This is a genomic window from Enterobacter sp. CC120223-11 (assembly GCF_900215375.1).
Taxonomy (GTDB): domain Bacteria; phylum Pseudomonadota; class Gammaproteobacteria; order Enterobacterales; family Enterobacteriaceae; genus Scandinavium.
On sequence record NZ_OBEF01000007.1, the window covers coordinates 185,712 to 198,548 of the forward strand.

General features: G+C 58.2%; 9 protein-coding genes. 7 read left to right on the forward strand and 2 right to left on the reverse strand.

The window, feature by feature from the left end:
* The first annotated feature begins 56 nt into the window (after positions 1–56).
* From mrcB to fhuB, 5 genes are all read left to right on the forward strand, one after another.
* Positions 57–2,591: a bifunctional glycosyl transferase/transpeptidase gene (gene mrcB / locus CRO87_RS10690; protein ID WP_097162924.1), complete on the forward strand. Its 2,535-nt coding sequence runs from the start codon at positions 57–59 to the stop codon at positions 2,589–2,591.
* 214 nt (positions 2,592–2,805) lie between these two features.
* On the forward strand, positions 2,806–5,052 hold the full coding sequence (fhuA, locus tag CRO87_RS10695; RefSeq protein WP_097162925.1) for a ferrichrome porin FhuA: 2,247 nt from the start codon (positions 2,806–2,808) through the stop codon (positions 5,050–5,052).
* 49 nt (positions 5,053–5,101) lie between these two features.
* Positions 5,102–5,899, forward strand: coding sequence for a Fe3+-hydroxamate ABC transporter ATP-binding protein FhuC (gene fhuC / locus CRO87_RS10700; RefSeq protein WP_097162926.1), 798 nt, complete (start codon positions 5,102–5,104; stop codon positions 5,897–5,899).
* Positions 5,899–6,789, forward strand: a complete 891-nt coding sequence (gene fhuD, locus CRO87_RS10705; RefSeq protein ID WP_097162927.1) for a Fe(3+)-hydroxamate ABC transporter substrate-binding protein FhuD — start codon at positions 5,899–5,901, stop codon at positions 6,787–6,789. Before fhuC ends, fhuD begins: the two co-directional genes overlap by 1 nt.
* Positions 6,786–8,768: a Fe(3+)-hydroxamate ABC transporter permease FhuB gene (fhuB, locus tag CRO87_RS10710; protein WP_097162928.1), complete on the forward strand. Its 1,983-nt coding sequence runs from the start codon at positions 6,786–6,788 to the stop codon at positions 8,766–8,768. Before fhuD ends, fhuB begins: the two co-directional genes overlap by 4 nt.
* Before the next feature lie 83 nt (positions 8,769–8,851).
* On the opposite strand, the gene hemL is transcribed toward fhuB, so the two are convergent.
* Positions 8,852–10,132 carry a glutamate-1-semialdehyde 2,1-aminomutase gene (gene hemL, locus CRO87_RS10715; protein ID WP_097162929.1) on the reverse strand — a complete coding sequence of 427 codons (1,281 nt, stop codon included), beginning with the start codon at positions 10,130–10,132 and terminating at the stop codon, positions 8,852–8,854.
* Between the two features lie 180 nt (positions 10,133–10,312).
* On the opposite strand from hemL, the gene clcA reads away from it, so the two are divergent.
* Together clcA and erpA are read left to right on the forward strand one after the other, a co-directional pair.
* On the forward strand, positions 10,313–11,731 hold the full coding sequence (clcA, locus tag CRO87_RS10720; protein WP_097162930.1) for a H(+)/Cl(-) exchange transporter ClcA: 1,419 nt from the start codon (positions 10,313–10,315) through the stop codon (positions 11,729–11,731).
* Between the two features lie 78 nt (positions 11,732–11,809).
* On the forward strand, positions 11,810–12,154 hold the full coding sequence (gene erpA, locus CRO87_RS10725) for an iron-sulfur cluster insertion protein ErpA (RefSeq protein WP_097162931.1): 345 nt from the start codon (positions 11,810–11,812) through the stop codon (positions 12,152–12,154).
* A 45-nt stretch (positions 12,155–12,199) separates the two neighbouring features.
* Here erpA and CRO87_RS10730 read toward each other — a convergent pair whose 3' ends face one another.
* Positions 12,200–12,823 carry a TRIC cation channel family protein gene (locus CRO87_RS10730; protein ID WP_097162932.1) on the reverse strand — a complete coding sequence of 208 codons (624 nt, stop codon included), beginning with the start codon at positions 12,821–12,823 and terminating at the stop codon, positions 12,200–12,202.
* Positions 12,824–12,837: the final 14 nt, after the last annotated feature.

Genomic DNA, 12,837 nt, shown 5'->3' on the forward strand with positions numbered 1-12,837 from the left:
TTGGGTGAAAGAAAAGAGAATCAGGCGCTTACGCCTGAATTTAGCGGAGAAAATGTATGGCGGGGAATGACCGCGAGCCGATTGGACGCAAAGGCAAGCCTGCGCGGCCGGCAAAGCAAAAGATTAGCCGTCGTCGTCTTCGGGACGATGAGTACGACGACGACGATTACGATGATGAGGAAGATGAGCCCATGCCGCGCAACGGGAAAGGCAAAGGTAAAAAACCACGGCGTAAGCACGGCAGGTTCTGGCTGCTGGTGAAGCTTGGCATCGTCTTTGCGGTGCTGATGGCGATTTATGGCGTCTACCTGGACCAAAAAATTCGCAGCCGAATCGACGGTAAAGTGTGGCAACTGCCGGCGGCAGTTTATGGCCGTATGGTCAGCCTCGAGCCGGATATGTCGATCAGCAAAGGTGAGATGGTGCGCCTGCTGACCGCGACGCAGTATCGTCAGGTGACGGCGATGACGCGTCCGGGTGAGTTCACCGTGCAGGCGAACAGCATCGAGATGATCCGCCGCCCGTTCGATTTCCCGGACAGTAAAGAAGGGCAGGTGCGTGCGCGTCTGACCTTCGACGGCGATCGTCTGGATTCGATCACCAACATGGATAACAACCGCCAGTTCGGTTTCTTCCGTCTCGATCCGCGTCTTATCACCATGATGTCGTCGCCAAACGGCGAGCAGCGTCTGTTTGTGCCGCGCAGCGGTTTCCCGGATTTGCTGATCGACACGCTGATCGCCACCGAAGACCGTCACTTCTACGAGCATGACGGCATCAGCTTCTACTCGATGGGGCGTGCGGTTCTGGCGAACCTGACGGCAGGGCGCACGGTGCAGGGCGCAAGTACCCTGACGCAGCAGCTGGTCAAAAACCTGTTCCTCTCGAGCGAACGCTCCTACTGGCGTAAAGCGAACGAAGCGTACATGGCGCTGATCATGGACGCGCGCTACAGCAAAGATCGCATTCTTGAGCTGTACATGAACGAGGTGTACCTCGGTCAGAGCGGCGACAATGAAATCCGCGGCTTCCCGCTGGCGAGCCTTTACTACTTTGGCCGTCCGGTGGAAGAGCTGAGCCTTGACCAGCAGGCGCTGCTGGTGGGCATGGTGAAAGGGGCGTCGATCTACAACCCGTGGCGTAACCCGAAACTGGCGCTGGAGCGTCGTAACCTGGTCCTGCGCCTGCTGCAGCAGCAGAAGGTTATCGATCAGGAACTGTACGACATGCTGAGCGCCCGTCCACTGGGCGTGCAGCCGCGCGGCGGCGTGATTTCGCCGCAGCCTGCCTTTATGCAGATGGTGCGTCAGGAGCTGCAGGCGAAGCTCGGCGACAAGGTGAAAGATCTTTCCGGCGTGAAAATCTTTACCACCTTCGACTCCGTCGCCCAGGACGCGGCTGAAAAAGCGGCCACCGAAGGCATTCCGGTGCTGAAGAAGCAGCGTAAGCTTGCCGACCTCGAAACGGCGATGGTGATTGTCGACCGAATGACCGGCGAAGTACGTGCGATGGTCGGCGGGGCAGAGCCGCAGTTTGCAGGCTACAACCGTGCGATGCAGGCGCGCCGTTCGATTGGTTCCCTGGCGAAACCGGCCACCTATCTGACCGCGCTGAGCCAGCCGAACACCTATCGACTGAACACCTGGATTGCCGATGCGCCAGTGACTATTCATCTTTCTAACGGCCAGACCTGGTCGCCGCAGAACGATGATAAGCGCTTCAGCGGGCAGGTGATGCTTGTGGACGCACTGACGCGTTCCATGAACGTACCGACGGTAAATCTCGGGATGGCGAACGGTCTGCCAGCCGTGATCGACACCTGGCAGAAGCTTGGCGCGCCGAAAGATCAGCTCAATGCCGTACCGGCGATGCTGCTGGGGGCGCTGAACCTGACGCCAATCGAAGTCGCGCAGGCGTTCCAGACCATCGCCAGCGGCGGTAACCGCGCGACGCTTTCTGCGCTGCGTTCGGTGATCGCTGAAGACGGCACCGTGCTCTATCAGAGCTATCCGCAGGCGGAACGCGCCGTTCCTGCCCAGGCTGCTTACATGACCCTGTGGACCATGCAGCAGGTTGTGCAGCGCGGGACTGGTCGTCAGCTGGGCGCGAAATACCCGAACCTGCACCTGGCAGGGAAAACCGGGACCACCAATAACAACGTCGATACCTGGTTTGCCGGAATCGACGGTCGTGAAGTGGTGATCACCTGGGTGGGTCGCGATAACAACCAGCCGACGAAGCTCTACGGTGCCAGCGGCGCGATGTCCATCTACCAGCGCTATCTGTCTAACGAGTCGCCGATCCCACTGGATCTGACGGCGCCGGAAGATATCGTCAATATGGGCGTCGATGACAACGGCAACTTTATCTGCGGCGGTGGCGGGATGCGTCAGCTTCCTGTCTGGACCACCAACCCAGATCAGCTCTGCCAGCAGAGCCAGGCGATGCAGGAGCAGCAGCAGGATAATAACCCGTTCAGCGGCGGTACCCAGCAGCCTCAGCAGCAGCCGCAGCAGCAACAGCAACCCGCGCAGCAGGAGAAGAGCGACGGTGTAGCGGGCTGGATCAAAGACATGTTCGGCGGTAACTAAGCCTTAACCCTCTCCCGTCAGGGAGAGGGTTTTTCAAACCTCGCGTTAACTTTCTCATAACTCCTTACCAACCCTCAGGTTATTTTTTAAACCCTCAATTCTGGTAGGGGCGTATTCCGCTTGCTATGCCTTCCGCGTTTCGCCTATTATTCTGCGGGCATAATAATAATTCTCGTTTACGTTATCATTCACTCAATATCATCAGAGAACAACAATGGCGCGTCTCAACACTGCTCAGCCAGTCAATACCTCGTTGCGTAAGCTTGCCGTGGTAGTAGCCACAGCGGTCGGCGGCATGTCTGCTTTTGCACATGCGGCAACACAACCAAAAGAAGAAACCATCACCGTAACGGCCGCTCCTGCCCCAACGGAAAGCGCGTGGGGGCCTGCGGCGACAATTGCTGCACGCCAGTCTGCGACCGGTACCAAAACCGATACCCCTATTCAAAAAGTTCCTCAGTCTATCTCCGTCGTCACTGCCGAAGAGATGGCGCTGCACCAGCCTCGCTCAGTTAAAGAAGCGCTGAGCTATACCCCGGGTGTTGCCGTAGGGACGCGTGGTGCTTCCAACACCTATGACTACCTTGTTATCCGCGGTTTTGCCGCTGATGGGCAAAGCCAGAACAACTATCTGGATGGGATGAAGCTGCAGGGCAACTTCTACAACGATGCGGTCGTTGATCCTTACATGCTGGAGCGCGCTGAAATTATGCGTGGCCCGGTATCCGTTCTGTACGGAAAAAGCAGCCCTGGCGGTTTGCTGAACATGGTCAGTAAGCGCCCGACGACGGAGCCGCTGAAGGAAATTCAGTTCAAAGTAGGAACCGATAACCTGCTGCAGACGGGCTTCGATTTCAGCGATGCCATCGACGATAACGGCGTATATTCCTATCGCTTAACGGGCCTTGCGCGTTCCAACAATGCGCAACAAGAGCGTGCAGAAGAGCAGCGTTACACCATCGCGCCATCGTTCTCCTGGCGTCCGGATGATAAGACCAATTTCACCTTCCTCTCTTATTTCCAGAATGAGCCTGATACAGGCTACTACGGCTGGTTGCCAAAAGAGGGGACTGTTCAACCGCTGCCAAACGGCAGTCGTCTGCCTACCGATTTCAACGAAGGGGCGAACAACAATACCTATTCTCGTAACGAGAAGATGGTTGGCTACAGCTTCGACCACGAGTTTAACGACACTTTCACCGTACGTCAGAACCTGCGTTTTGCTGAGAACAAAACCTCTCAAAACAGCGTGTACGGCTATGGCGTCTGTTCCGATCCTGCAAACAGCTTCAATGCGCTTTGCTCAGCGTTAGCGCCGGAAGACAAAGGCCATTACCTGGCGCGTAAATACGTTGTCGATAATGAAAAGCTGCAAAACTTTAACGTTGATACGCAGCTGCAGAGCAAATTTGCGACCGGTGACGTCGACCATACCTTGCTGACGGGCGTTGACTTTATGCGTATGCGTAACGACATCAACTCCTGGTTTGGTTACGACGGCTCCGTTCCACTGCTGGATCTGTACAACCCGGTCTATACTGACTTCGATTTCAACTCGAAAGATCCGTCTAACTCAGGCGCTTATCAGGTACTGAACCGTCAGAAGCAAACGGGCCTGTACGTTCAGGACCAGGCGCAGTGGGATAAGGTGTTAGTGACCCTGGGTGGCCGTTATGACTGGGCCGATCAGAGTTCCTTTAACCGCGTGGCGGGTACAACTTCAGAGCGTGACGATAAGCAGTTCACCTGGCGTGGCGGTGTTAACTACCTGTTTGATAACGGTGTGACGCCATATTTCAGCTACAGCGAATCCTTCGAGCCAGCCTCACAAACCGATGCACAGGGTAAACTGTTCGCACCGTCGAAAGGCAAGCAGTACGAAGCGGGCGTGAAGTATGTTCCAAACGATCGTCCTATCGTTATCACCGGTGCGGTTTATCAGCTGACGAAGACCAATAACCTGATGGCCGACCCGGCGGGTTCATTCTTCTCCGTTCAGGGCGGCGAAATCCGTTCCCGCGGCGTTGAAATTGAAGCCAAAGCGGCGTTGTCTGCCAGCGTTAACGTTGTAGGCTCCTATACCTACACGGATGCACAGTACACCACCGACACCAACTACAAGGGCAACACACCGGCGCAGGTGCCAAAACACATGGCTTCTCTGTGGGGCGACTATACCTTCTATGATGGCGTGCTTTCAGGCCTGACCTTAGGCACCGGCGGTCGCTTAACCGGTTCCAGCTACGGCGACCCGGCGAACTCCTTCAAGGTGGGCAGTTACACGGTGGTAGATGCACTGGTACGTTATGACCTGGCTCGCTTCAACATGGCAGGTTCCAACGTGGCGCTTCATGTAAACAACCTGTTCGACCGTGAATACGTGGCAAGCTGCTTCAATACTTACGGTTGCTTCTGGGGCGCGGAGCGTCAGGTTGTGGCCACCGCCACCTTCCGTTTCTAATCTCGTCTTTGGGCACGGTTCGCCGTGCCCTTTTAACAAGTTGGCCGTTATGCAGGACACCACATCTCAGACCGACACCACGTTCGCCCTGAACGCGGTCACCTTCCGTGTGCCAGGCCGTACGCTGCTGCACCCGCTTTCGCTGACCTTCCCTCCGGGAAAAGTGACTGGCCTTATCGGCCATAACGGTTCCGGAAAATCCACGCTGCTGAAAATGTTGGGCCGTCACCAGCCGCCATCTGAGGGCGAGATTATGCTCGACGGGCAGCCGCTGGAGAGCTGGAACAGCAAAGCCTTTGCCCGCAAAGTGGCTTATCTGCCGCAGCAGTTACCGCAGGCGGAAGGCATGACGGTGCGCGAGCTGGTGGCGATTGGTCGCTATCCGTGGCACGGGGCGCTGGGGCGCTTCGGCGTGGCGGATCGTGAGAAAGTGGAAGAGGCCATAGCGTTAGTCGGCCTGAAGCCGCTGGCCCATCGTCTGGTGGACAGCCTCTCCGGCGGTGAACGCCAACGTGCATGGATTGCAATGCTGGTGGCGCAGGACAGCCGTTGCTTACTGCTTGATGAACCTACATCCGCGTTGGATATCGCTCATCAAGTTGATGTGCTGGCGCTGGTGCATCGCCTCAGCCAGCAGCGCGGCTTAACGGTGATTGCCGTGCTGCACGACATCAACATGGCGGCACGCTACTGCGACTATCTTGTGGCGCTGCGCGGCGGCGAAATGATCGCTCAGGGCACGCCAGAGACGCTGATGCGTGGTGAAACGCTCGAACAGATTTACGGCATTCCAATGGGCATCCTGCCGCATCCCGCAGGCGCCGCCCCGGTAAGTTTTGTTTACTGATGACTAACTCACATCTGATTAGCCGTCGTCGTTTGCTGACGGCGATGGCCCTGTCGCCTCTGCTCTGGCAGATGAAAAGCGCGCACGCTGCCGCAGTGGATCCGCAGCGGATCGTAGCCCTCGAATGGCTGCCGGTCGAACTGCTGCTGGCGCTGGGCGTCACGCCTTATGGCGTCGCCGACATTCCCAATTACAACCTGTGGGTGAACGAACCTGGGCTACCAGCCTCGGTGATTGACGTTGGCCTGCGCACTGAACCCAATCTCGAACTGCTGACCGAAATGAAACCGTCGTACATGGTGTGGTCGGCAGGTTATGGCCCGTCACCGGAAAAGCTGGCGCGTATCGCCCCGGGGCGCGGCTTTAATTTCAGCGATGGTAAGCACCCGCTCACTAACGCTCGCCAGTCGCTCGTCGAAATGGGGCAGCTGCTGGGCATGGAAAATCAGGCTCACGCTCACCTCACGCATTTCGACGAATTTGTGGCCCAGCGTAAACCACGCTTTGCCGCCCGCGGCAGCCGCCCGCTACTGATGATTACGCTGCTCGATGCCCGCCACGTACTGGCTTTCGGGCCCAACTGCCTATTCCAGCAGATCCTTGATGATTACGGCATCGTGAACGCCTGGCAGGGCGAAACCAACTTCTGGGGCAGCCAGGTGGTCGGTATCGACAGGCTCGGCGAGTTCAAAGACGCCGACGTTATCTGCTTCGATCACGGCAATGAAGCTGACATGCAAAAGCTGATGGCGACGCCGCTGTGGCAGGCGATGCCGTTTGTTCGCCAGCAGCGATTCCAGCGCGTGCCCGCCGTGTGGTTCTACGGCGCGACGCTCTCGGTGATGAATTTTGTTCGCATTCTGGATAACGCCCTGGGAGGCAAAGCATGAGCCCGCGCATCGCGCGTTTCCCGGCGTTGCTCCTTCTGGTGCTGTTTGTGATTTCGGCCTGGCTGAGCTGGCACAACTTTAACGTTGCGCTGCCTCGCGCGCAGTGGCGTGAAGCGCTCTGGCAGCCGGACGTCGACAGCATCCGCCAGATGCTGTTCCATTACAGTTTGCTCCCGCGCGTGGTGATTTCACTGCTGGTAGGCGCAGGGCTCGGGCTGGTTGGCGTGCTGTTCCAGCAGGTATTGCGCAACCCGTTAGCGGAACCGACCACGCTCGGCGTGGCAACCGGCGCACAGCTCGGGATCACCATCACTACGCTGTTTGCGTTGCCAGGTGCGTTTTCCACGCAGTTTGCTGCCCTGGCGGGGGCCTGCATCGTTGGAGCGCTGGTATTCGGCGTCTCCTGGGGCAAGCGTCTCTCACCGGTGACGTTGATCCTCGCCGGGCTGGTCGTCAGCATGTACTGCGGCGCGGTGAATCAGCTGCTGGTGATTTTCCATCACGATCAGTTGCAAAGCATGTTCCTGTGGAGCACCGGCACCCTGACGCAAACCGACTGGAGCGTGGTGCATCAGCTCTGGCCACAGCTGCTCGGCGGCGTGATGCTGACGCTGCTTCTGCTGCGTCCGCTAACGTTAATGGGGCTGGACGACGGCGTAGCCCGCAATCTTGGCCTGGCGCTGTCGCTTGCACGCCTTGGTGCCCTGACGCTGGCGATTGTCATCAGTGCGCTGCTGGTTAATGCCGTGGGTATTATCGGCTTTATCGGCCTGTTCGCGCCGCTGCTGGCCAAGATGCTCGGTGCACGGCGCTTGCTGGCACGCCTTATGCTCGCGCCGCTGATCGGGGCGCTGATCCTCTGGCTGTCCGACCAAATTATCCTTTGGCTTTCTACCGTGTGGATGGAAGTGTCTACGGGGTCGGTAACGGCGCTGATTGGCGCGCCGCTGCTGCTGTGGCTGCTGCCGCGTCTGCGCAGTATCAGCGCGCCAGCGATGGATGCGGGCGACAGAGTGTACGTTGAGCGTCAGCGCGTGCTGACCTGGTCGTTAATCGGTCTGGCTGTGCTGCTGTTGGGGATGTACGTTGCCCTGACGCTGGGGCGCGATGCGCACGGCTGGCACTGGGCAAATGGCGAACTGCTTAACGCGCTGATGGAGTGGCGCGCGCCGCGCATTCTTGCCGCGCTGATCGCCGGGATGATGCTGGCGGTGGCAGGGTGCATTATCCAGCGCCTGACCGGCAACCCGATGGCCAGCCCTGAAGTGCTGGGGATTTCTTCCGGTGCGGCGTTCGGCGTGGTGCTGATGCTGTTCTTCGTGCCGGGCAACGCTTTTGGCTGGCTGCTGCCTGCGGGGAGCCTGGGCGCGGCGGTAACGCTGATGATCATTCTGATTGCGGCCGGGCGGGGCGGTTTTTCGCCACACCGGATGCTGCTTGCGGGGATGGCGCTCAGCACCGCGTTCACTATGCTGCTGATGATGCTTCAGGCGAGCGGCGATCCGCGCATGGCGCAAATCCTTACCTGGATTTCAGGTTCGACGTATAACGCCTCTTACGAGCAGGTCTGGCGTACCGGGCTGGTGATGATCGTCCTGTTGGCTCTGACACCGCTCTGCCGCCGCTGGCTGACGATTCTGCCGCTCGGTGGCGATACGGCGCGAGCGGTCGGGATAGCGTTAACGCCGAGCCGCGTGCTGCTTCTGTTGCTGGCTGCGAGCCTGACGGCAACCGCCACGATGACCATCGGTCCGCTGAGCTTTATCGGCCTGATGGCGCCGCACATTGCGCGAATGATGGGCTTCCGCCGTACGATGCCGCACATGATCCTGTCGGCGCTAGTTGGGGGCATTATGTTAGTCATTGCGGACTGGTGTGGCCGTATGCTGCTGTTCCCGTACCAGATCCCGGCGGGGCTGCTGTCGACGTTTATCGGCGCGCCGTACTTTATCTATTTGCTGAGGAAGCAGAGTCGGTAAAAATGCAAAACGGCAACCTTGGTTGCCGTTTTTAGTATTTACACCCTCTTCCCGTGGGAGAGGGCATCAGGCCGCATCGATCATTACAGCTTTTCAAATACCCGACGAGCCGCATCAATTGTTTTATTGATATCTTCTTTGCTGTGCGCCACGGACATAAAGCCCGCCTCAAACGCCGATGGCGCAAGGTACACGCCTTCTTCCAGCATCAGATGGAAGAACTTCTTGAAACGTTCCACGTCGCACTTCACCACGTCGGCATAGCAGGTCACGGTTTTCGCTTCGGTGAAGAAGATCCCGAACATGCCGCCCACGTTGTTTACCACCAGAGGAATGCCGGTTTCGTGCGCGGCACGCAGCAGACCGTCCGCCAGCTGGTTCGTCAGGCTGGTGAGGGTTTCGTGCACGCCCGGTTGGGCGACTTCCGTCAGACAGGCAAAACCTGCGGCCATGGCGATTGGGTTACCGGAGAGCGTACCCGCCTGGTATACAGGGCCCGTCGGGGCCAGGGCTTCCATCACGTCGCGACGTCCGCCAAACGCACCCACCGGCATGCCGCCGCCGATGATTTTGCCCAGACAGGTGAGATCGGGCACCACGTCGTAGTAATCCTGTGCGCCCGCGAGCGCAACACGGAAACCGGTCATGACTTCATCAATGATAAACAGCGCGCCAAACTCATCGCATAGCGCGCGCAGCCCCGGCAGGAATTCCGGCTGTGGCGGGATGCAGTTCATGTTGCCCGCGACGGGTTCCACGATGATGCAGGCAATCTCTTGCGGATACTGCTCAAACGCGGCACGAACGGAATCCAGATCGTTATAGGTGCAGGTCAGCGTATGCTTTGCGAAATCCGCAGGTACGCCCGGGGAGTTCGGCTGGCCGAGGGTCAGCGCGCCGGAGCCCGCTTTCACCAGCAGGCAGTCGGCGTGGCCGTGGTAGCAGCCTTCAAACTTGATGATTTTGCCGCGGCCGGTGAAGCCGCGCGCCAGACGGATGGCGCTCATGGTGGCTTCGGTGCCGGAGTTCACCATACGTACCATGTCCATGGTCGGCACCAGTTCGGTGACCAGCTCCGCCATTTTGACTTCCATCTCGGTGGGCGCGCCGAAGCTCAGGCCGCGCGTGGCGGCTTCAACCACCGCGTCGCGGATGGCCGGGTGGTTATGACCCAGCACCATCGGGCCCCAGGAACCGACGTAATCGATGTAGGCTTTGCCGTCCACATCGTACAGATACGCACCATCAGCGCGCTCAACAAACAGTGGGGTGCCGCCAACGCCGGTAAAGGCGCGTACCGGCGAGTTGACGCCGCCGGGGATCAGTTCGCGCGCCGCGCTGTAGAGATTCTCAGATTTGCTCATTGCGAGGGTCCTGGTTCGTAGAAAGCGTATTAGCCGACTATTCTAAGGTATTCCAGGAAGGTTATGAAAGTTTTGCCCAATTGAAACAATGTCATTATGAAGGACTTTTAACGCGACGTACCGCTCTGAGCTGGTTACAATGCGCTCTGCAATTTGTATTACCAATAAATGATTAATGGCATGAAAGCAGAAACTCCCTCTTTTGAATCACAGCAAATCGTTCGTTTGCGCCGCGGGGATGCGGTTCGTCGTTTAGTTCGCAGGGATAAAACACCCCTGGCAATTCTGCTGATGGCGGCCGTAGTCGGCACGCTGGCGGGGCTGGTCGGTGTCGCGTTTGAGAAAGCCGTCAACTGGGTGCAGAACGTGCGTATCGGCTCACTGGCTCAGGTGGCAAATCACTGGTTTTTGGTCTGGCCGCTGGCCTTTATTCTCTCCGCGCTGCTGGCGATGGTTGGCTATTACCTGGTGCGCCGTTTTGCGCCGGAAGCGGGCGGCTCGGGCATTCCTGAAATCGAAGGGGCGCTGGAAGAGCTACGTCCTGTACGCTGGTGGCGTGTTATCCCAGTGAAATTTATCGGCGGCATGGGCACGCTTGGCGCAGGTATGGTGCTGGGACGTGAAGGGCCGACGGTACAGCTGGGTGGCAACATTGGGCGAATGGTGCTCGATATCTTCCGGCTGCGTACCGCCGAAGCGCGCCACTCTTTACTGGCAACCGGTGCGGCGGCGGGTCTGGCTGCGGCCTTTAACGCGCCGCTGGCGGGCATTCTGTTCATCATCGAAGAGATGCGTCCGCAGTTCCGCTACAACCTGATTTCCATTAAAGCGGTGTTTATCGGCGTCATCATGTCCAGCGTGGTGTTCCGCGTCTTCAACGGGGAAACGGCGGTGATTGAGGTGGGCAAGCTCGCCAACGCGCCGGTTAATACGCTCTGGCTGTACCTCGTTCTGGGGATGATTTTTGGCTGCTTTGGTCCGCTGTTTAACAGCCTGGTGCTGCGTACCCAGGATATGTTCCAGCGTATCCACGGCGGGAACATCAAAAAATGGGTGCTGATCGGCGGCCTGCTTGGTGGCCTCTGCGGCGTGCTGGGGCTGATTGAGCCTGAAGCGGCAGGTGGCGGCTTTAACCTTATTCCGATCGCGGCGGCTGGGAATTACACCGTCGGCCTGCTGATGTTTATCTTTATTGCCCGCGTCGTGACCACATTACTGTGCTTTGGCTCTGGCGCACCGGGCGGCATTTTTGCCCCGATGCTGGCGCTCGGTACGCTGTTGGGGACCGCTTTCGGCATGGCTGTGACCGCGTGGTTCCCGGCCTATCATCTTGAACCTGGAACCTTCGCCATTGCTGGCATGGGCGCGTTGTTTGCGGCTTCGGTGCGTGCGCCGCTGACCGGAATCGTGCTTGTACTGGAAATGACCGACAATTATCAGCTCATTTTGCCAATGATTATTACCTGTCTTGGCGCAACACTATTGGCCCAGTTCCTGGGCGGCAAGCCGCTCTATTCGTCGATTCTGACGCGGACGCTGGCGAAACAGGAAGCGGAGCAGGCGGCAAAAGAGAAGCAGCCCGTCGGGGACAATACTTGAACGATTTAGTCAGGTATTGGATAATGAGTGAAAAGACCCGGCGAGATTTCAGGCCAGGCGAATTAACTGGAGTAAGACATGAGCGATGACGTAGCGCTGCCTCTGCAATTTACCGACGCAGCCGCCAGCAAAGTGAAAAACCTGATTGCGGATGAAGACAATCCGAACCTGAAACTGCGCGTTTATATCACCGGCGGTGGCTGTAGCGGTTTCCAGTACGGCTTCACCTTTGACGATCAGATCAACGACGGTGACATGACCATCGAGAAACAGGGCGTAGGCCTGGTGGTTGACCCGATGAGCCTGCAGTATCTGGTGGGCGGTTCGGTGGATTACACCGAAGGGCTGGAAGGTTCACGCTTTATCGTGACCAACCCGAATGCGAAAAGCACCTGCGGGTGTGGATCTTCGTTCAGCGTCTGATCATGCTGCCGAAACAAAAAAGCCGCTAAATTTAGCGGCTTTTTGCTATCTGGCGTTCTCATCCAGCGCAAACGTCGGCAGTTTTAAGTGCCAGCGAATGGCCGCCAGACGAATCCCCAGCGTGACTAACATGCCGAACATCGCGGAATTTTCCAGCGACATGTTGAAGGTGTAATGCGCCGTCGCATGCACAATCCCTCCGACGATACAGGCCGTGGCGTAGATTTCAGTTCGCAGGATCATGGGCACTTCACGCGCCAGCACGTCACGAATGATGCCGCCGCCAACGCCGGTTATCACGCCCATACAGATGGCGACCAGCGGGCCGGTTCCGGCTATAAAGGCTTTATTAACCCCAATGCCGACGAACACCGCCAGGCCGACAGCATCCAGCACCGGCAAAATCCACTTTGGCAGACGGCGTGGCTGTCGCACCAGCAGAATGGTCAGCATGCTTGTCACCATCGCCACCACCAGGTCGGTGGGATCTTTGACCCAAAAGACCGGGCCGTGCGCGAGCGCCATATCACGAATGGTTCCGCCACCGACGGCGGTAACCACGCCAAGCACCAGCACGCCAAAAGGATCCATCCGTAATTTACCGGCCAGCAGCACGCCGGAAATGGCAAAGACGGCAGTCCCGACAATATCCAGCCAATAGACAAGCATCGATCCGTTTCCCG